Raw genomic sequence first — 19,408 nt, forward strand, 5'->3', positions numbered from 1 at the left:
CGCTACTTCGTCCGGGTCCACGCTCCGGCATCGGCGAAGATGCCGACCTGGACCGGACCGCCCATCACGACGCCCTCCACACCGGGGCCCACCGCGACCACCGTGTTGTCCTGGAGCACCGGCAGCACCGCCGCCAGATCCCACAACTTGGGCTCGGCGTCCGCCATCACCCGGGCCACGTCACCCTGGCCGCGCAGCGCCTCGTCGATCGCCGGTTGCAGCGCCGGTTCGCACAGTCCCGACAGATTGCTCGGCGACCGCAACTCGCGTGCCGATGCCGAACCCGGCTCCGGTGTCGCGGAGGCGGCCTCGGCGGCCGTCAGCGGCAGGCAGCCGAACCTGGAGGCGAGAGACGTGGCCGGATCCGAGCCGGCGCGTTCCCAGCCGACGACCGCGTCGACGCGGCCCGTCGCCAGCGACTCCCCGTACAACTCCTCGGCGGGCAGCGACACGACGGAGGCGGCGATACCCGCGCCGCGCCACTGATCGGCCACGGTGCTCGCCACCGCGACGGCGGTGTCGTCGTTCTCGGGCGCCCCCACCACCAACGTCAACTGTTCGCCGTCGTGCACCAGCCGCCCCTCCGTCAGGGTCTCCGGCTCGGCGCCCTCGACGGTGTCGGGCACGTTCTGGTAGCCGGCCGCGGCCAGCAGACCGAACGCCTCCTCGCGCGTCGGCGCCGGCGGTGCGGTGGGCGCGTAGCCCGGGTCGGACGGAGCCAGGATCTGGGCGCGCGCCGGCACCGCCGCCGACTCACTACCGGCACCGACCGTCGCGAGCAGATTCTGGTCGACCAGCCCCAGGAGTCCCCGTCTCACCTGCCTGTCGGCCAGGGCGGGAACCCGTCCGTTGAGCGTCACCGCCAGCACTCGGGGCTGAAGCTCGGTGCCGGTCTGCACGTCCGGGATCACCGACAGCTGTGCCAGCGTCGCGGCACCGCCGTGGACGCGGGCCACCTGCGCGTCGCCGGACCGCATCGAGTCGGCGAGCTGCGCGGGCGAGCCGCCACGGCGCATGAGGATCTGATCCGGCTTGGCGGGGGTGTCCCAGAACCGGTCGTTGCGCTCGAGCAGGATCTCGTCCCGACCGCGATCGACCGACTTGATGTGGAACCGGCCACCCGACACGGGGATGTTGTCCGACAGGCCGCGCGCGAATCCGCCCGGCGAATCCTTCACCAGATGCGAGGGCAACAGATCGGTGAACAACTCTCGCCACGCCGGGTACGGCGCGGACATCGTCACCGTCACCGTCTTCCCGCCACCGGACGACGCGATGTCCTCGATCAATCCGTAGCCCGCGGGGTCGACGACACCGGGCTGACTGATCATCTGCTGCCACAGGTAGCGGAAGTCCTCGGCGGCGATCGGCGCGCCGTCGGACCACTGGGCCTCGTTGCGCAACTGGTAGGTGATCGTGGTCGGCGCCGCACCGGGAGCCTCGGGCGCTGCACCGGGAGTCTCCGGGGACACGGGAGCTTCGGGCGTCGCGGTGGCGGACACCAGTACCGACGGGTCCGGAACCCAATCGGTGACGCCCGGCCGCGCCGGGTCGACCACGGGGCGGAACGGACTCGGCAACACCAGGGCGCTCACCGCGGAGTTCGCGGGCGACTGGTCGGCCAGCAGATGCGGGTTGAAGCCGATCCCGACGTCGTCGATCGCGACGACGACGGTGTTCTTGGTCGGGACGGCCGTCGTCGGCTTGGGGCTGTCGGTGCTCTCCACCGGCGGCGGTGGGTTCGCGGTACACGCGGTCAGTGCCAGCATCGACACCGCCGCGGCGGCACCCAGCACCCGCCGACCGAATGCACGGGACACCCCGCGCCTGACCTGAGCCACTATCGGTTCTCCCCTCCGCGAGCGGCTCCCCCGCCCGTGCGCGTTGTGCGAGGGTTCAGACTCGCACAACGCGCACGGAACGCGTCACACACTTACAGTGCGGCCTTGTCACGCGACTTCGCACGCGACCGCTCGCGGGCGCGGTCGGTCTGCGACAGGTGCAGCTTGCGCACGCGGATCACCTCGGGGGTGACCTCGACGCACTCGTCGCCGGCGCAGAACTCCATCGCGGCCTCGAGCGTCAGCTCGATCGGCTTGGCCAGGGTCTCCGTGGCGTCGGCGGTCGCCGAACGCATGTTGGTGAGCTTCTTCTCCTTGGTGACATTGATGTCGAGGTCCTCGGCACGCGGGTTGATGCCCACGACCATGCCCTCGTACGTGTCCGAGCCCGGCTCCACGAAGAACGTGCCACGGTCGGCCAGCTGGATCATCGCGAACGGGGTGACCGAGCCGGTGCGGTCGGAGACCAGCGAGCCGGTGTGGCGGGCGCGGATCTCGCCGGCCCACGGGCCGTAGCCGTGCGAGACGGCGTTGGCGATGCCGGTGCCGCGGGTCTCGGTGAGGAAGTCGGTGCGGAAACCGATCAGGCCACGCGACGGGACGATGAACTCCATGCGCACCCAGCCGGTGCCGTGGTTCGTCATCTGGACCATCTTGCCCTTGCGGTTGGCCAGCAGCTGCGTGATCGCGCCGAGGTGCTCCTCGGGGGTGTCGATCGTCAGCTCCTCGAAGGGCTCGTGCAGCTTGCCGTCGACCTGCTTGGTGACCACCTGCGGCTTGCCGACCGTGAGCTCGAAGCCCTCACGACGCATCTGCTCGACGAGGATGGCCAGCGCCAGCTCGCCACGGCCCTGCACCTCCCACGCGTCGGGGCGGCCGATGTCGAGCACGCGCAGCGACACGTTGCCGACCAGCTCGGAATCGAGGCGCGACTTGACCATGCGCGCGGTCAGCTTGTGGCCCTTGACGCGGCCGACGAGCGGCGACGTGTTGGTGCCGATGACGACGGAGATCGCGGGCTCGTCGACGGTGATCGTCGGCAGCGCGACCGGGTTCTCGATGTCGGCGAGGGTGTCGCCGATCATGATCTCCGGGATACCGGCGACGGCGACGATGTCACCGGCCACGGCGACCTCGCCGGGCTCACGACTGACGCCCACGGTCTTGAGCAGCTCGGTGATCTTGACGCTCTTGACGCCGTCACTGTGCATCCACGCGACCGTCTGCCCCTTGCGCAGCTCGCCGTTGTGGATACGGACCAGCGCGAGGCGGCCCAGGAAGTCGGAGGCGTCGAGGTTGGTGACGTGTGCCTGCAGCGGGGCGGCGGAATCGCCCTTGGGGGCCGGCACGTGCTCCATGAGAACGTCGAACAGGACGTTCAGGTTCTCGGTGTCGGGGGCCTGACCGTCCTCCGGACGGTTCATCGACGCCTTGCCCTCACGGCCCGACGCGTAGAGGACCGGCAGGTCGAGCAGTGCCTCGGCGGCCGCGGCGGCCTCGTCGTCCAGGTCGGACGCCAGGTCCAGGAGCAGGTCCTGGGCCTCGGTGACGACCTCGTCGATGCGGGCATCGGGACGGTCCGTCTTGTTCACGACGATGATGACCGGCAGCGACGCGGCGAGCGCCTTGCGCAGCACGAAGCGGGTCTGCGGCAGCGGGCCCTCGGACGCGTCGACGAGCAGGACGACGCCGTCGACCATCGACAGGCCGCGCTCGACCTCGCCGCCGAAGTCGGCGTGGCCGGGGGTGTCGATGACGTTGATGACGGTCACGGTGCCGTCCGGGTTGTGACGGTGCACGGCGGTGTTCTTCGCGAGGATGGTGATGCCCTTCTCGCGTTCGAGGTCACCGGAGTCCATGACGCGGTCGACCAGCTCGGCACGCTCGGCGAAGGCGCCGGACTGGCGCAGCATGGCGTCGACAAGAGTGGTCTTGCCATGGTCGACGTGCGCGACGATGGCGACGTTACGGAAATTGGTGGTGCTCACGCGGGGCGTTCTCCTGGCTGCTGACGGGGCCACACGAATTTGGTGTCGTACGGCTTCTGGCTGCCGCTACGCGCATGCGTGATTCCCATTCGCGACCCCGCGTCACTGAATGTCCACGATGTTCGCGTCAGCGCCGGGATTGCGGCCAGCGAATACCCTACCCGCCCGCAGCGCGAAACCTCGCATCGAGACCGTCGATCGATACCCCTGACCAGGCAATAGTGATCTGCACCACTGGGCCTCCAGGGTGCCTTCACCGTACCTGTCAGCCCTGGACGCCCAGCGACACCCGGATCGCTCGGCGGTACCGGTTCGACGCTCCCCGACCACCCTTGCCGGATCGGAGCATGAGGGTACGCTAACCCGCGTGCGGACAGATCCGATCCTGGGCACCGCACTCGGGAGGAAGGCCGGGCTCGGCAATGGGCAAAGGCAAGGGAAAGGTCAAGGCCAGCAAGGTCTCCGGCCTCAAGCCCAAGAAGAAGTGCTGCCGCAAGAAGACGCGCTGCCTCAAGTGTCCCGTCGTCATCATGCGGATGAAGAAGCTCGAGAACGAGGGCGCGACCAAGAAGGAACTCAAGAAGGGGCTCAAGAAGGCGCGTGCCGCCTGAGCGACGGCGTCACTCGCCGAGCAGTGCCACCAGTTCCGGCACCCAGCCGCGGTCGTTGTCCACGAGCGCGATCGCGGCCAGTTCCCGCGCGTCGACCCAGCACAGCGCCGCGTGATCGAGCGCCTGCGGGATCCCGCTGATCAGCTCGGCTCGGTACGCACGCAGCACCAGACCATCGTGCAGGGGCACGTCGACACCGATCCGCTCGCCCGCGGTCACCTCGACGCCCAGTTCCTCCCGCAGCTCACGGCGCACCGCGTCGGCGGCGGTCTCCCCCGGTTCGATCTTTCCGCCGGGCAACTCCCACAGCCCGGCCAGCGCCGGCGGCCGGGTGCGCTGCGCGAGCAGCAGGCGTCCGTCCCTGATCAGCGCGGCGGCGACGACCCCGCGTTCACCGGTCATTGCGGTCCCCTCGACATCGCACCATCATGAGGTATGGCCGAGTTGCTGTCCGACACCGAGACCGACTCCGCACTCGAGGCTCTGCCGACCTGGCGACGCGACGGCGCCACCCTGGTCCGCACGGTCGAGTCCTCGAGCTTTCCCGCCGCGATCACCCTGGTGGACCGGGTCGCGGAGGCCGCGGAGTCGATGAACCACCACCCCGACATCGACATCCGCTGGCGGAAGGTCACGTATTCCCTCGCCACCCACTCCGCCGGCGGGATCACTGCGCTGGATCTGGAGCTGGCACGGCGGATCGACGATCTGGCTGCGTCGGCGTAGCGGGCCGGCGACGGCCCGCGTACGCGACCCACGCGAACACGACGAGCGCACCGACGACGTTGACGGTGCCCGCCCACGCGAGCGCGCCGGGGCGTGAGATCGCCTCCTCCTCGAACTGCTTGAGGACCCACGGCACACCGATGACGGTCACGATCATCCACAGCGACGCCACGACGCGGGTGCCGGTCATCCGCGCGTACGGCCCGTGAACGAGCCAGACGAGCATCGGCAGCACCCACACCCAGTGGTGGACCCAGGAGATCGGCGAGATCAACAGTCCGAACAGCTGCACCAGAACCAGCGTGCCGAGCCGGTCGTCGCGGGCCAGTGCACGCCATGCCAGGAACGCGAGCCCGGCCGACAGGACGACGGCGATCAGCCACAAGAGACCCGACTCGACGTCGTGGCCGACGATCCGGCTGAGGGCGCCGCGCAGCGACTGGTTCCACGCCGACCCGACGGGCCCGATCCGGTCCGCGTCACCGAACTTCGACGTGAAGTAGTCGCGGGCCTGCGCGCCGATCACGAGGTAGCTCAGCCCCACGGTCCCGAAGAAGGCGACCGCCGAGAAGACAGCGGCGCGCCAGCGGCGCTGAGCGACGAAGTACAGGCCGGTGACCGCGGGGGTCAGCTTGATCCCGGCGAGGATGCCGACGATCCCACCGGACACCCACCAACGGGCGCTGCGAACCGCAAGCATCGCGCCGAGGACGAGGAACACGTTGACCTGGCCGTAGTCGAGCGTGGTGCGCACCGGTTCGGTCCACAGCCCGATCGCGGTCCACAGCATCGCCACGTACCTCCAGTGCCGCTCGCCGACCGCGGCCGAGCCGAACAGCAACTCGAGGCTGATCCGGATCACCCAGTACAGCGCCAGGACGGTACACACCTGCCAACAGAATCCGACGAGCGGGAACGGCAGGTAGTGCAGCGGCAGGAACACGAGCGCCGCGAACGGCGGATACGTGAACGGCAGCGGGAACTCGGGCGTCTCTTCCGAGTACGTGAATCCGTACAGATCACCGCTCAGGAGCGCCGCCGAGCCGTCGACGTAGACGTGCAGGTCGACGAGATTGAGGCCGTTGGGCGTCAGGATCATCCACAGCATCCGCGCGAACACGGACAGGGCGAGCAGGACGGGCGCCCAGTCGACGAGTGCGCGATACGCCGCGTGCGCGCGTGGCCGCCGCCCGGCACGTGGAAGCTGAGACACTGGCTGGCGCTCTCCCGTGATCGTGTGCTGGCAGTAAGCACCCAGTGTGACGCAGCGGGGGAAGGACCAGGTGTCGCGTCAGCGTAACCCGATGCCGACGGGCACCGAAAATACCTTGCTCATCAGTAACAGTTGCATCAAGGTTCACAATTTCCACATAAGCCACGCGATATGGTCACCAAGCGATGGCAGTCACGTCACAGCTTGCATAGACTCCTCGGGACGCAGGTCACGAATGGGTCGTACAGAAGAGTCTGTACACATCGGGGGTCGATCCATAGAGTGACCCGCGACCGTGATGGGCCGTGGCGCCCGCTCGGCAGACCGACGCTGCTCCGCACGCGTCTGAACGACAAGGATGGGGAAAACCGTGATTCGTAACCGAGGAATGCGACGAGCACTCACCGCGTGTGCAGTTGCGGCCGCGGCGGCGCTCGCCGTTCCGGCCAACGCGGTCGCGCAACCGACCCTTCCGGGTGTCCCCGAGGGTGTCTCCATCGAGGCGCTGGCGGCTCTGGCCCCCGCCATCCTGGGCGCGGCCGCCGCGCCGGCGGACATCGCCGACGTCGACACCAAGAACGACCTGCTCGCTCAGGCGCGTGCGCTGCTCGAGTCCGCCAACCTGCCGCCGGAGCTCGAGTCCACCCTCGAGCGCGTCATCACCTTCCTCGACGGCAGCGGCGGCGGTGGACCCGAGATCCCCCAGGACGGGCCCGCGATCGCCCAGTTCCTCTACCCCACCGTCGGCAAGGGCTGCATCGCCCCGTCCAGCGACGCGGTCGGCACCGCCCTCGCGGTGCCGGGTCCCGCGCACCTGCCTCCGCCGGGACCGGGTGCCGGTCAGGCCGGCTTCGTCTTCACCGCGCTCGGCACGGCGAAGGCCGCCCCCACGCAGGGCATGACGGTCACCTGGATCAACGTCGACAACGGACGTCGCGAGACGCAGACCCTCACCACCGAGGCGCGGATCAACCCGGACGGCCCGGCGACGCTGTCGGTCATCTCGAACACCGGCCCGGGTCGTGTGCTCGCGGTGATCTCCGGTGACCTCACCACCGAGCCCGAGGGCGCGGCTCCGCTCACGTGCAACTTCCTGCCGACGATCGGAATGTTCACGGTCGCGTAGTTCCACCGTCCACCAGTGAAGGCCCCACCGACAATTCGGTGGGGCCTTCACTGCTCACGGGGCGCCCGTTCGTGGTAGACCGGGGAATGGCCGACAACACGCAGTCGATCCGGTCCCGGCATTCACGACGGTCCATCCTGTCAATCCGCTCGGAGGGCTCGATCCTCTCGATCGGCAGCGTCGGTTCGATCCTGTCCATCGGCAGCGTCGGCTCGATCCTGTCGATCGGATCCATCGGGTCCGCCGGTTCGGCGCTGTCCTCGCTGTCGTTCGCGAGCGTGGGCTCGGCACTCTCGGGACTGTCCCGATGGTCACTGCTGTCGTGGCGCGCGGTGGCACATTCCCCCGACCAACGTCCGCCACTCGTCGTCGTACCCGACGAACCCGACCTGGTGGAGTCGCCGACGCGACACGTCCAGTCCTAGCCCTCCGCCGGGCGGGGCCACGGCTGCCCCTCGATCTCCTCGACCCCCCGGTTGAATCGGACGAGCGCGTCCCGCAGGTCCCGGATCTCGTCCGCACCCCAGCCGTCGAGCACCCGCCCGATCCCGGTGCGGTTCAGGTCCCGGTCGGTGTGCAGTCGGTCCAGCCCCGACTCCGTCGGCCGGACCTTGCGCGCCACACCGCCGTCCGGGTCCGCGACGCGTTCGACGAAGCCGTGACGTTCGAGCGCGCCGACCTGGCGGTTGATGGTCGAGATGTCCAGCACGAACGCCTCCGCCAGTTCCTTGAGGCTCATCGGCGGCTCCAGTTCGAGCCTGGCCAGGATCAGGTACGCGGACCGGTCGAGCTTCTGCCCGCCCCGCTGCTGCGCGAGGGCGTGGTAGCGCGACAACAACGTCAACTCGTACTCGATGTCCGTCATCGTGTGGTCTCCGTCGGACACCCGTCACCCTTCCGCTCCGACATTGCCCGCAATGTCCGCATTGTGCATCATGCACATCCATGTGTACCGTACACATTCTTGCAAATTTATTGTGTTGCAGTAAATCCGAGGAGCCCCATTTTGAGTGAAACCGTCGCGCCCTCGCCGACGGACACCGCGAAAGCCAGATCCGGCGGCGTCATCGTCGCGACTCTGGGCTTCTGCGGCATCGTCGTCGCCCTCATGCAGACGCTGGTCGTCCCGATCATTCCGCAACTGCCACATCTACTTTCGGCAACGCCGGCCGACGCGTCGTGGGCCGTCACCGCGACGCTGCTCGCGGCCGCGGTGGTGACACCGATCAGTGGACGCCTCGGCGACATGTTCGGCAAGAAGAAGATCCTGATCGCGAGCCTGCTGCTGGTCGTGATCGGCTCGGTGGTCTGCGCCTTCGCCGATTCACTGATCCCACTGATCGTCGGTCGCGCGCTGCAGGGCGCGTCGGTCGGTGTGATCCCGCTCGGCATCAGCATCCTGCGCGACGAGCTTCCGCCGCGGAAGGTCGCCGGCGCGATGGCCATCGTCAGCGCCACCCTCGGCGTCGGCGGCGCGATCGGGCTGCCGGTCGCCGCAGCCGTCGCACAGGTCGCGGACTGGCACGTCCTGTTCTGGATGTCGGCCGGGCTCGGCCTGCTGTGCACGGCGCTCGCCGTCGTCGTGATCCCCGAGTCCACGGTCCGCAGTCCCGGACGGTTCGACTTCGTCGGAGCCGTCGGGTTGAGCACCGCCCTGATCCTGTTCCTGCTCCCGATCACCAAGGGCGGCACGTGGGGCTGGAGCGATCCACTGACCCTGGGCCTGCTCGCGGCGTCCGCCGTGGTGTTCGTGGTATGGGGCTTCGTGCAGCTGAGGACCGCTCGTCCCCTGGTGGACCTGCGCGTGTCCGCGCGGCCGAACGTCCTGTTCACGAATCTGGCGTCGATCGCGATCGGCTTCTCGATGTACGGCAACTCGCTGACGCTCCCTCAGCTGCTGATGGCACCGGAGTCGACCGGCTACGGGCTCGGTCTGTCGATGGTCACCGCCGGCATCGCGCTGGCGCCGGGAGGTCTCGTGATGATGGCCCTGTCGCCGGTGTCCGCGAAGATCTCCGCCTGGCGCGGCCCGCGCTTCACCCTCATGGTGGGGTCGGTCGTGGTCGGCCTGGGCTACGGGTTCGTCTACTTCCTGTCGTCGTCGGTGTGGATGATCGTCGTCGGCGGCATGATCATCGGCGCGGGCGTCGGCCTGTCCTACGCCTCCATGCCGGCGCTCATCATCGGCGCCGTCCCCATCTCGGAGACGGCGGCGGCCAACGGCCTCAACTCGTTGATGCGATCAGTCGGCACGTCCAGTGCCGCGGCTGTCATCAGTGTCGTACTGGCGAGCATGACGGTGACCCTCGGAACCGCGACGATTCCGTCGTTCGACGCCTTCCGCGCAACGTTCGTCATCGCGATCGTGGCCGCCGTGGTGTCCCTGGTGTTCGCGTTCCTCATCCCGAGATCGACACCTGCGACGACCGGCGTCGAGCACCGCGCCTGACACCCGACGCAGACCACGAACGCCCGCCCCGGATGTGCATAGGGGCGGGCGTTCGACGTTCGAGCTCGCGGGCTACTGCGTCGGCGTCGTCTGACCCCCGCCCGACGATCCGCCGTTCACTGCCCCCGAGGAGCCCATGTAGAGATTCGCAGCGATCGTATAGAACAGGTTGATGAGGAATTCCACGAGACCCTCCGCGTCGTAGCTGATTTCGGACGCCAAGGCTATCCGAAGCCGATCCGTGGCCCGGACCGTATCCCCATATCGGTCATTCGGCACAGCTTGTTTCACCCCAGCGCAGCGGTAGCGTTGGGAGGGGAATCGTGTAGTCGCTCCAGGACGGGAGTAACGACCATGAGCAAAGAGAAGTGGTGGGTCCTGGCGGGCCCGGAGTGTGGCTGGTACCTCGAACAACGCGCCAACGGCGAGAATGTGGTCGTCAACAAGGCGACGTCCGAGGAGCACGTACTCGCGGGCTACCAGTGGATGCACGTCAGGCATGCCGATGCGGTGACCGGTACGCCCGCGCACGGCGTCAAGGTGCTCGGCGAGGGCCCGCCGCCGTTCGGCGAATGGACCGAACTCCACGGAACCTGACAATCTGCCCGATTGCGACGAAAAACTGAAACACGTTCCAGCGTTGCGTTAAGTTGCAGGTGAAGTCGTCCCGCAACCGACCAGGAGGAGCGCAGCGATGGCGTGGACCCGCGAAGAACTCGAAGCCGCGTTCGAGAACTATCAGAAGACCGTCGTGCAGGCGACGCAGACCCGCGACTGGAACGCCTTCGCGGACCAGTTCACCGAGGACGCGACGTACCTCGAACACGCATTCGGCAGTTTCACCGGCCGCGAGGAGATCCGGCGCTGGGTCACCCGGACGATGACGGCCTTCCCCGGCAACCGGATGCCCGAGTTCCCGGTCTCCTGGTACGTCATCGACGAGGAACGCGGCTGGGTGATCTGCGAGGTGCAGAACCCGATGGAGGATCCCGGTGACGGCACCGAGCACGGTGCCGCGAACATCACGATCCTGCATTACGCGGGCGACAACCTCTGGTCGCACGAGGAGGACGCCTACAACCCGATGAACTTCCTGTCGATGGCGAAGAAGTGGTGCAAGCACGCGGAGGCGTGCGGCAACCTGCCCGACGATGCCCGCAGCTGGCTCGGCAAGATGGCGAACGTCCCCAGCTGACAACCGCCGCAAACGACGGCGGGCGCCCTCCGGATGGAGGGCGCCCGCCGTGTGCGAGTCGAAGGTCAGTAGCTCGTCCAGAGCACCGCGATGAGCGCGTTGACGATCGCCAGGATTCCGACGATGTGCGCGAAGTTCGGGTTGCCCTCGCCGCGCTTCTGCCGCGCGCGGCCGATCTCGGCGACGGCCACGATGATCAGCGCGATCACCATCTTGACGCCGATCTTCGCCATGTCGTAGTCCTTGCCGAGCGACTCGACGGCCTCACCGAGTCCGACGATCACGAGACCCGACAGCAGCTGGATGCGCGCGCCCCAGACCATCACCTCGCTGATGCGGGGGGCCTTCAGGACCGAGAGGTAACCACCGACGATCGCGGCCATGCCCAGCAGGTGGACGGCCACGAGGATGTTGTAGACGACAGACATGCCATTACCTTAGCTTTACGTATCCGGTGGCTTCACAATTCCCGCGAGAATCCATCCAAGGGTTGATTCTCACCGGGCTCGCGAAGGTGCGCCTCGCGGCGCCGACGATGCGATGTGGCCTGTGACTCGAGACTAGGACAGGAAGAACGGCTTGCGCAGCGACCACTGTCCGTAATCGGGCTTGAGGATCGAGTTGAGGTCGATGCCGATCCCCTCGATCTGTCGCTTGTCGATCTCGAACTGGTGCATGTGCGCCGCCGAATGGACGAACCCGGCCGGCGAACCCCAGTTGTGCTGCCAGAACCATGCGCCGACACCGGCGCGCAGGCACCGGTCGATGGTCGGCGAGTTCGCGTACACGCCGACGTTGCGCCGGCCCATCACGCTCTCCCAGCCGCGCAGATACGGCGCGATCAGGTTGTCGAACTCCCACGCGGACGGGTTGTCGTCGATGGAGGCGTAGATCGGGCAGTTCTCCGGCCCGCCTGCGGCGCGGTGCAGTTCGACGCCGCGCCGGGCGTGACTGACGCCGGCGTCGTATCCGCCCCGCCAGTCCGACGTCGCGCCCTTGCCGAACTGGTAGCACGAGACGATCTGCAGACCGACCGCCGCCATCGCGGCGGCCTCGCCGAACTGCATGGGCTTGCCGAGCATCCACGCCGCGTCGGGGCGACGGTCCGAGACGTAGCGGATGGCGCCGACGTGCCCGGCCAGGCGGATTCCGATGGGCGACGGGACCCCTGCGGAGTAGTCGATCAGTGTCGCTGGTCCCGCGTTCGCGATCGCCGGACCGGCAACGGCCGCGATGCCCGCGGCCGCGGTGCCGGCTGCGGCGATCCGGAAGAGTTCTCGTCTGGAAACCTGCACTGCAAACCTCGCATCGCCGGTGGACTCCGGCATCGATGTGACCGGGCATCCACGAGGTATTCGCCGTGGGCCCTGTGGGATTCGACGCCTATTTCACCACAGTCACTCTGGTTTCGTCAGTCACATCAGTGACTTCGGCCCCCTAGTCCGACTCGAGTCCCGCGAAGAAGTCGGCACGCACGGATACGTCCTCCACGACCCGGGTCGTGGTCTTCACGCCGAGCGAATGCTCCTTGAGGAGGGTGCACAACCGGTCGCCGTCGATCAGGTCGATCGGGGGTGCGCCGTCGCGCCGCGATTCGGCGCGGGCCTCGCTCGTGAAGGTGCCGGTCGTGATCAGCAGGCCCTTCTCCCCGCGTCCGGCCATGACGCCCCGGAGATCCCGGACGGCACCCGCCCCGACGCTGCCGCTGACCCGCTTGCACTGGAACGCGACCGGGAAGCTCAGCAGCGAGATCTGGCACATCCCGATGCCGTCGATGCCGCCGTCGGTGGTGCGCCCGGTGATGGTGGCGCTCGAGAAGCCGGCCTCACGGAGCAGGCGCTGCGTGAGCCGTTCGAAAGCGGTCGACGACATCCGCAGGAGCGAGTCCAGCAGCGTCGACTTCCACGCCACCGCATCGGCGGCGTCACCGTACGACGAGTCTGCCGTCGACTCGGATTCCGATTCCGCATCCGCCAGCGGAAGAGCCTGCGCACCAGGGGTGTTGGCCTTGCGGTTGAGGCGCTGACGCCGCTTGTCCGCGGTGAACGCCGCCAGCAGCGGGCGCAGTTCGGGTTCGGTCGCCTCCCGCCCCTGCTTCGTCACGCTCCACACGGCACGCCGACTGTTGGCCAGCAGACCCATGCCCTTGAGATACGTACGCGCCCAGGCCAATCGGTACTCGACCTCGGTTCCGGGCCCGTCACCGTGGAGCACCCCCTGCAGCTCCGGCGACCAACCCTCCCGCTCGACGACGGCGCTGTCGAGTTCGTTGTTGGACGCCGATCCGCCGAGCGCGATCAACGCCTGGAGGGTGGGCCACAGCAGCTCGGTGTACGGGGGAAGCTGTGCGATCAGAGCCTCCTGACCGGCGACGTCCCCACGCTGTGGCTCCTGCACCTGCACACCCGCTCCCATCGCACCGTCCGTCGGTGGCCGCTCGACACCGGATCGGCCAGCCGACCTGGATGTTATCGGGTATCGCGCGCCGCCCCGAATCCGGTGGCTCCGCCCGTGTGGCGGAACCACCGGCGCACGTCAGGCCCGGGCCGCGGCGTCGCGTCCGGCCACCCGGCCGAAGGCGAGTGCGTCGGCGATGTGGAATCCGCCGTCCTTGGTCCAGCTGTAGGTCGAGCTCATCTCCCCCGCCGCGTAGAGGCCGTCGATGGCGACACCGCGGGTGTCGACCACGCGGGCCCGGCCGTCGCGACGCGGCCCGCCGTTGCTCCACCCCAGCAGCGGCGTGACGTCGAGGACGTAGAACGGCGCCTGCGACACCGCACCGAGCTTCTCCGGGTCGCGACCGAAGCGGTCGTCGGAGCCGGCGACGCAGGCCGCGTTGTACTGCTCGACCGTCGCCTCGAGCGTCGCGGCGTCCAGCCCGATCAGCCCGGCGAGCTCGGCGATCGAGTCCGCGCGCCGGATCCAGCCCTTCTCGATCTCGTCGCTGTTGTCCAGACTCCACCGGGTACCGTTCATGAGCAGGTTCCACCCGACCGGCAACACGTCCGGGGTGGGACTCAGGGGGCCGGCGGTGCGCATCTGCTCGTCGAAGACCAGGTGGAAGGGGCGCAGCGGGAACAGCTCGTAGGTGCCGTTCCGGAGGATGTGACCGTGCTTGGGGTCGGCGGCCTCGTCGACGAAGCGGCGTCCGTCCGCAGACACCCACAGATAGTTGTGCGCGTTCCACAGCGCAAGGTAGTGGCCGAAGTCGTCGTCGCCGCGCACACCGGTGATGGTCATCATGTTGCCCATGTGCCACAGGTCGGCGCCGACCGCCTGCGCCATTCGGTGCCCGTCTCCGGTCGACGCCGGCGACCCCCACAGCACGTGATCCTCGACCCGCAGGTAGTCGCGGACCATCGCGGCGTCGGCCTGGAACCCGCCGGTCGCCAAGACCACTCCGCCGCGTGCACCGATCCGACGCCGACCGCCGGCATCCTCGACCTCGACACCCACGACCGCGCCACCGTCGGCGATCAGCTCTACTGCCGGCGTCCCGAAACGGGTCTCGATGCCACGCTCGGCCAGTGCGCCGCACAGGAAGTCGTAGAGCAGCGCATTGCCCATGCCGCCGCCGACGGTGTCCATACCGGCGTAACAGTCGCTGCCGTCGAGCTCGAGATACTCCGGCTCCGTGTGGTAGTCGGGGCTCAATGCGACGTCGGCACCGAGTTCCTTCAGCCACCGCGAGTTCTCGGCGGTCTCCGATGCCCACGCGGCGACGACGTCGTCGGCGACAGGGAAGGCCGCGCTCAGCGAGTGCAGGAAGGTGCGCGCCCGCTCAGGGTCACGGTTGACCCACCAGCCGCCGCCGGAGACACGCGTGTTGCCGCCCGCGGTGGCCTCGTCGCACTTCTCGACGATCAGAACACTCGCTCCCGCATGGTGCGCACCGAGAGCCGCGGCCGAACCCGCCGCCCCCGATCCGACAACGACCACGTCGAATTCCTCATCGAAACCCGCAACGCCCACGTTCGCCCCTCTCGACAGGTGTGACCTGAATCGCTACTGCGACCCTGTGTGACTCAGGTCATTATCGGAGGGTGGGGGCGGTCGGCGCGCGGGGCTTCCCATCCAGCGGAACGCCGCTCCGGCCGCCCGCCCATCGGCATCCTGGCGAATCCCAATGGGCGGGAAGATCTCCCACCCACCACCCCGCTCGGGACATGATCGACCCGGGCGGCGTTCGTCGCCCCGGAGGGTCGAGGAGCGTCGATGTCGTCAGGCACGAATTGGGAAGAGGAGTACGGCTACTCGGATGCCGTGCTCAGTGGAGATCTGTTGTTCTGCTCGGGTCAGGTGGGACTGGAGTCGGACGGCACCCCGCCCGCGGACCCGGAACGCCAGTACGACCTGGCCTTCGCGACGCTCGGCACCCTGCTCGCGAAGCACGGCGGCTCGCCGCTCGACGTGGTGGAGTGGACGAGTTACCACGTCGACTACCCCCACCACATGTCGGAGTTCATGGCCGCCAAGGCCCGATTCCAGGGCTCCGCACGGCCTGCCTGGACCGCCATCGGAGTCGCCGCCCTCGGACAGCCGGGCATCCTCGTCGAGATCAGGGCGATCGCGCGGATCGGCGCCAGTCGCTGAACGACAAGGACTTCCCGACCCGCTAGGGCCGGAGCGCGCTCGATCCGATCAGCCGAGGCTGCCGTACACCGTGTTTCCCGCGAAGACCGTGGCCCGCACCTCGAGGTCGGCCAACTCGTCGGGATCGACCGTGAGCGGGTTGGCCGACAGGACGACGATGTCCGCGTGCGCGCCGGGCGTCAGCGACCCGATGCTGTCGTCGCTGAACAGTTGCCACGCGGCGTCGATCGTCTGCGCCCGCAGCGCGGCACCGACCGGGATGCGCTCCTCGGGAGCGAGGACGTGGCCGCTGCGGGAACGCCGCGTGACCGCGTCCGCGATGTTCCGGATCGGGTTGGTCGGGGTGACCGGTCCGTCGTTGTGGAACGAGATCCGATGGCCGGCCGCGAGCGCCGAACCGGCTGCGGCCCAGTGCGCTCCGTGGTCACCACCGAACAGGTCGTCGACCAGGACATCGCCCCAGTAGTACAGGTGGTCGACGAACAGGCTGCACGTGACGCCGAGGCGGGCCGCCCGCCGGAACTGATCCGGGCGCATCGCGCCGACGTGTTCGAGCCGCAGACGATGGTCGGGGCGGGGGTTGTCGCCCAGCATCTCCTCCCACGCGTCGAGGACCATCGTGATCGCTTCGTCGCCGTGTGAATGGCAGGCGATCTGCCACCCCTGTTCGTAGTAGGGCGTGCTGATCTCGACGATCTGGTCCTTCGTGTAGTTCGCGTGGCCGTGACTGCAGGCCATGCCGAGCGCCCGGGTGGCCGCGGTGTCGAGGTACGGGAAGCTGAGTGCGATGTTGCCGATCCACGGGGAGCCGTCGGACCAGATCTTGATGCCCACCTGCCGAACCATGTCGTCGCCGGCGCCCGGGGCGACATCCGAGGACCGTTTCGGCCCCGACGTCTCGTACAGTCGCAGCCGCATGGTGAGGAGGCCGGCCTCGGCCGCCGCCGCCAGCGCCGGACGCATCGCGGGGTCGAACGCCATCTCGCTCACCGTCGTCACCCCGGCTGCGTTCATGCGGGCGCACTCGGACGCCAGCAGCTGCGGGAATCGGTCCGCTTGCGACATCAATCGGGGGCTCGCGACGGCGAGCACCGCCGCCATTTCGTACGCGACGCCGTCCAGGTCCCCGGATTCGTCACGGCCGAAGCGCGCTCCCTCGGGATCGGGGGTGTCACGGGTGATGCCGGCGGCGACGGCCGCGGCGGAGTTGAAGTAGGCGGCGTGCCCCGAGTTGTGCAGGATCACCAGCGGCGCGTCGGGCGACAGCTCGTTCATCCACTGCAGGGTGGGATCGGACAATCCCTTCTGCAGCAGCGGATCCCAGCCGTTGAGGAGCGCACCGTCCGAGCCGCCGTCGGCGACGGCCTTCTCGATGGCGGCCAGCACGCCGGCCGCGTCCGGGATCGTCACCGGACGGATGTCGACGACGGGCTCCCCCAGCACCACCGCCTCGTTCAGCGGATGGCCGTGCGCCTCGATGAATCCGGGCATGATGCAGGCGGCGCCCAGATCGCGGACGGTGGTGCCCGGCCCGATGTGCGGCGCGATCTCCGCGTCCGAACCGACTGCCACGATGCGGCCGTCCGCGACCGCGACGGCCGCGGCCCTCGGATTCGCGTCGTCCATCGTCACCACGTCGCCGAAAAGCACCAGATCCGCCACTGACACACCCCGCTACTTCCCGCTTCGCTCCGGCCTCCGGACAGCCGAGATCCCGCACGCGACACGCTACCGACCGACCGCTCTTTCTGCGCGTCGTATGTCGTCGTGTCGGCATTGCTGAATCGGGTAGGAAGGACCCGGGTACGTTCGATCGACGCGAAGGACTAGGAGAGCGACATGGTGAAGAAGCGATGGGCCGACCTGAGCCCGCGCCAGCGTGCGGTGGTTCTCGTGCTGGGCTCGGTGCAGTTGAGTCTGGCCGCCACCGCGTGGACGGATCTCGCAACGCGCGACCGCGACCAGGTCAACGGCAGCAAGGGCAAGTGGGCCGCGATCATCGCGGTGAACTTCCTCGGCCCGCTGTCCTACTTCCGCTGGGGCAGGCGCACATCCGCATGATCGGGTAGCGGGAGGCCTCAGTCGGCCGGGGCGGCCGTGTCGCGCTGGTCGACGAGGTCTGCGAACACCACGGTGTTGTCGCGATAGCTGCGGACGGAGTCGTCGAACTCTCCCCCGCACGTGATCAGTCTGAGCCCGGGGTGGTCGAGGTCACCGTAGACGGTGCTCGTCGGGAACGCGGCTTTCGCGAATCGCTCGACGCTCGCGACCCGGAACACGGCGGTGACGCCGTCGCTGCGGGTGGCGGTGACCTCGTCGCCTGGGGTGAGTTCGTGGAGCCGATGGAAGACACCGGTCTGGCCCTTCCAATCCACGTGCCCGGCAACAATCGCCGGGCCGATCTCGCCGGGAACCGGTGAGCCGGAATACCATCCCGCGGGATGCGCTCCCGGCGGCACTTCGAGGGTGCCGTCGGGTTCGAGGCCGAGCATCATCAGTTCCGACGTGACGCCGATCGCCGGGATCGAGATGCTCACGGGGTGCAACGACGCCGGTGCCGCCGGGTCGGTGTCGGCACCGAGTGCCCGGGCTGTCGCCGATGGTGTCGTAGCCGATGCTGTCGTCGTCGGCGGTTGCTCGTTCGCTGGTGCGGTACTTGCGCATCCGGTGAGAACGAGCGCTGCTGCGGCACAGGCCGCGACAACCGCCGACAGGCCGTTGCCCCGCGAGCGAGAGCAACGGCCTGTCGATCTGTCGTTCATGAATCTACGACGCTCCTACGGCTCGCGACGGTGTCGGCCGACCACGGTGGCTCCGGCCGCGGCTGCGAGCAGCAGGGCGGTACCGAGGAGCGCTCCGCGCGCCGGGGCGTCGTCGGCGACGCCCTTGTCACCTGCTTCGACGCCACCGACCGGCACGGCCGTTATCTGACCGCCGGTGCGAGCCGCAGCGGCTTCCGGAGATGCGTTGGGCGCGCTGATGTCCTGTGCGGCGACGACACCACCGGGTGCCGCGGGAGGAAGGGCGATGTTCTCTACCTGGCCCCCTGCGGACCCTTCACCGCTTCCCGTTCCGCCGCCAGCGGCGGCACTGCCCAGGGTGGCCCCGCCCGCGAGGGCGCTGCCGAGGGCTGCGCTACCGAGGGTCGCTCCGCCGGCGAGCGCACTGCCCAGGGTCAGACCACCGATCGCCGCACTGCCGAGGACGGGTGCTGCGCTACCGAGCGCCGCGCTGCCCAGTGCAGGGCCACCGAGGCTGCCGCTGTCGCCGGCGCTCCCCGATCCACCTTCGCTGCCTCCACCCGGGGTAGTGCTGCCCCCGGCGCTACCGGAATCGGCACTACCGGAGTCACTTCCGGAGCCTGCACTGCTGGTGTCGATACCACCCGCGCTCCCCGAGTCACCGGTACTCCCCAGAGCCGCGGCGCTACCCAGGAAGGGGAGCGCCAAGCTCCCCAGTGGGAGGGCAAGGCTGCCCAGCGCAATCTCACCGCTGCCGACGTTCCCGGCACTGCCAGTGTCGCCCGCGCTACCTGATCCGAGGTCGGCCAAGCTGCCGAGGTTCAGCTCGGCGCTGCCACTGCTGTCGCTGCCCGAGCTACCGGCAGCACTACCCGAATCGGCACTACCGGAGTCACTTCCGGAGCCCACACTGCCAGTGTCGACG

22 protein-coding genes are annotated in these 19,408 nt (G+C 68.7%); 9 read left to right on the forward strand and 13 right to left on the reverse strand.

What is annotated here, in order from left to right; all coding sequences use genetic code 11:
* Positions 1–2 precede the first annotated feature (2 nt).
* Entirely contained in the window at positions 3–1,841 is a 1,839-nt protein-coding gene (locus AC1RIF_RS00490; protein ID WP_492599421.1) for an ABC transporter family substrate-binding protein, read from the reverse strand.
* A gap of 92 nt (positions 1,842–1,933) precedes the next feature.
* Positions 1,934–3,829, reverse strand: coding sequence for a translational GTPase TypA (gene typA / locus AC1RIF_RS00495; protein ID WP_492599422.1), 1,896 nt, complete (start codon positions 3,827–3,829; stop codon positions 1,934–1,936).
* A gap of 422 nt (positions 3,830–4,251) precedes the next feature.
* Here typA and AC1RIF_RS00500 point away from each other — a divergent pair, with 422 nt between their 5' ends.
* Positions 4,252–4,440: a hypothetical protein gene (locus AC1RIF_RS00500; RefSeq protein ID WP_031940253.1), complete on the forward strand. Its 189-nt coding sequence runs from the start codon at positions 4,252–4,254 to the stop codon at positions 4,438–4,440.
* 9 nt (positions 4,441–4,449) lie between these two features.
* Here AC1RIF_RS00500 and AC1RIF_RS00505 read toward each other — a convergent pair whose 3' ends face one another.
* On the reverse strand, positions 4,450–4,842 hold the full coding sequence (locus AC1RIF_RS00505; RefSeq protein ID WP_492599423.1) for a (deoxy)nucleoside triphosphate pyrophosphohydrolase: 393 nt from the start codon (positions 4,840–4,842) through the stop codon (positions 4,450–4,452).
* Between the two features lie 33 nt (positions 4,843–4,875).
* On the opposite strand from AC1RIF_RS00505, the gene AC1RIF_RS00510 reads away from it, so the two are divergent.
* A complete protein-coding gene (locus AC1RIF_RS00510) occupies positions 4,876–5,166 on the forward strand; it encodes a 4a-hydroxytetrahydrobiopterin dehydratase (RefSeq protein WP_492599424.1) in 291 nt (96 codons plus the stop codon).
* On the opposite strand, the gene AC1RIF_RS00515 is transcribed toward AC1RIF_RS00510, so the two are convergent.
* Positions 5,108–6,379 carry a mannosyltransferase gene (locus tag AC1RIF_RS00515; protein ID WP_492599425.1) on the reverse strand — a complete coding sequence of 424 codons (1,272 nt, stop codon included), beginning with the start codon at positions 6,377–6,379 and terminating at the stop codon, positions 5,108–5,110. The two genes, AC1RIF_RS00510 and AC1RIF_RS00515, sit on opposite strands and share 59 nt — an antisense overlap.
* A gap of 388 nt (positions 6,380–6,767) precedes the next feature.
* Here AC1RIF_RS00515 and AC1RIF_RS00520 point away from each other — a divergent pair, with 388 nt between their 5' ends.
* Together AC1RIF_RS00520 and AC1RIF_RS00525 are read left to right on the forward strand one after the other, a co-directional pair.
* The gene (locus AC1RIF_RS00520) at positions 6,768–7,505 is read left to right on the forward strand and encodes an Rv1157c family protein (RefSeq protein WP_492600101.1); all 738 of its coding nucleotides are present in this window, start codon (positions 6,768–6,770) and stop codon (positions 7,503–7,505) included.
* A gap of 86 nt (positions 7,506–7,591) precedes the next feature.
* A complete protein-coding gene (locus AC1RIF_RS00525) occupies positions 7,592–7,930 on the forward strand; it encodes a hypothetical protein (RefSeq protein WP_492599426.1) in 339 nt (112 codons plus the stop codon).
* Here the strand turns inward: AC1RIF_RS00525 and AC1RIF_RS00530 are convergent.
* Entirely contained in the window at positions 7,927–8,370 is a 444-nt protein-coding gene (locus AC1RIF_RS00530) for a MarR family winged helix-turn-helix transcriptional regulator (protein ID WP_492599427.1), read from the reverse strand. The two genes, AC1RIF_RS00525 and AC1RIF_RS00530, sit on opposite strands and share 4 nt — an antisense overlap.
* Before the next feature lie 141 nt (positions 8,371–8,511).
* Between AC1RIF_RS00530 and AC1RIF_RS00535 the strand changes: the two genes are divergently transcribed.
* The gene (locus AC1RIF_RS00535; protein ID WP_492599428.1) at positions 8,512–9,954 is read left to right on the forward strand and encodes an MFS transporter; all 1,443 of its coding nucleotides are present in this window, start codon (positions 8,512–8,514) and stop codon (positions 9,952–9,954) included.
* Positions 9,955–10,026: 72 nt separating this feature from the next.
* On the opposite strand, the gene AC1RIF_RS00540 is transcribed toward AC1RIF_RS00535, so the two are convergent.
* Complete coding sequence (locus AC1RIF_RS00540; RefSeq protein ID WP_492599429.1) at positions 10,027–10,176, reverse strand: hypothetical protein; 150 nt, start codon at positions 10,174–10,176, stop codon at positions 10,027–10,029.
* 132 nt (positions 10,177–10,308) lie between these two features.
* Here AC1RIF_RS00540 and AC1RIF_RS00545 point away from each other — a divergent pair, with 132 nt between their 5' ends.
* Both AC1RIF_RS00545 and AC1RIF_RS00550 read left to right on the forward strand, forming a co-directional pair.
* On the forward strand, positions 10,309–10,551 hold the full coding sequence (locus AC1RIF_RS00545; RefSeq protein WP_492599430.1) for a maltose regulon activator MalT: 243 nt from the start codon (positions 10,309–10,311) through the stop codon (positions 10,549–10,551).
* Positions 10,552–10,648: 97 nt separating this feature from the next.
* Positions 10,649–11,149, forward strand: a complete 501-nt coding sequence (locus tag AC1RIF_RS00550) for a nuclear transport factor 2 family protein (protein ID WP_492599431.1) — start codon at positions 10,649–10,651, stop codon at positions 11,147–11,149.
* A 65-nt stretch (positions 11,150–11,214) separates the two neighbouring features.
* On the opposite strand, the gene AC1RIF_RS00555 is transcribed toward AC1RIF_RS00550, so the two are convergent.
* From AC1RIF_RS00555 to AC1RIF_RS00570, 4 genes are all read right to left on the reverse strand, one after another.
* A complete protein-coding gene (locus AC1RIF_RS00555) occupies positions 11,215–11,577 on the reverse strand; it encodes a hypothetical protein (RefSeq protein WP_492599432.1) in 363 nt (120 codons plus the stop codon).
* 132 nt (positions 11,578–11,709) lie between these two features.
* Positions 11,710–12,477, reverse strand: a complete 768-nt coding sequence (locus tag AC1RIF_RS00560) for a DUF1906 domain-containing protein (protein WP_492599433.1) — start codon at positions 12,475–12,477, stop codon at positions 11,710–11,712.
* A 109-nt stretch (positions 12,478–12,586) separates the two neighbouring features.
* On the reverse strand, positions 12,587–13,564 hold the full coding sequence (locus tag AC1RIF_RS00565) for a restriction endonuclease (RefSeq protein ID WP_492599434.1): 978 nt from the start codon (positions 13,562–13,564) through the stop codon (positions 12,587–12,589).
* Positions 13,565–13,684: 120 nt separating this feature from the next.
* The gene (locus AC1RIF_RS00570; RefSeq protein WP_492599435.1) at positions 13,685–15,121 is read right to left on the reverse strand and encodes an FAD-dependent oxidoreductase; all 1,437 of its coding nucleotides are present in this window, start codon (positions 15,119–15,121) and stop codon (positions 13,685–13,687) included.
* Between the two features lie 243 nt (positions 15,122–15,364).
* On the opposite strand from AC1RIF_RS00570, the gene AC1RIF_RS00575 reads away from it, so the two are divergent.
* The gene (locus AC1RIF_RS00575; RefSeq protein WP_492599436.1) at positions 15,365–15,742 is read left to right on the forward strand and encodes a RidA family protein; all 378 of its coding nucleotides are present in this window, start codon (positions 15,365–15,367) and stop codon (positions 15,740–15,742) included.
* A gap of 48 nt (positions 15,743–15,790) precedes the next feature.
* Here the strand turns inward: AC1RIF_RS00575 and AC1RIF_RS00580 are convergent, their stop codons facing one another.
* On the reverse strand, positions 15,791–17,368 hold the full coding sequence (locus AC1RIF_RS00580; protein WP_492600102.1) for an amidohydrolase: 1,578 nt from the start codon (positions 17,366–17,368) through the stop codon (positions 15,791–15,793).
* 213 nt (positions 17,369–17,581) lie between these two features.
* Here AC1RIF_RS00580 and AC1RIF_RS00585 point away from each other — a divergent pair, with 213 nt between their 5' ends.
* Complete coding sequence (locus AC1RIF_RS00585) at positions 17,582–17,803, forward strand: PLDc N-terminal domain-containing protein (protein ID WP_492599437.1); 222 nt, start codon at positions 17,582–17,584, stop codon at positions 17,801–17,803.
* Positions 17,804–17,820: 17 nt separating this feature from the next.
* On the opposite strand, the gene AC1RIF_RS00590 is transcribed toward AC1RIF_RS00585, so the two are convergent.
* Together AC1RIF_RS00590 and AC1RIF_RS00595 are read right to left on the reverse strand one after the other, a co-directional pair.
* Complete coding sequence (locus AC1RIF_RS00590) at positions 17,821–18,279, reverse strand: class F sortase (RefSeq protein ID WP_492599438.1); 459 nt, start codon at positions 18,277–18,279, stop codon at positions 17,821–17,823.
* Positions 18,280–18,519: 240 nt separating this feature from the next.
* Positions 18,520–19,408, reverse strand: an 889-nt coding sequence (locus AC1RIF_RS00595; RefSeq protein WP_492599439.1) for a hypothetical protein, incomplete at its 5' end; no start/stop codon positions are given.

It is taken from the genome of Prescottella sp. GW823-FHT02E09 (assembly GCF_058797375.1).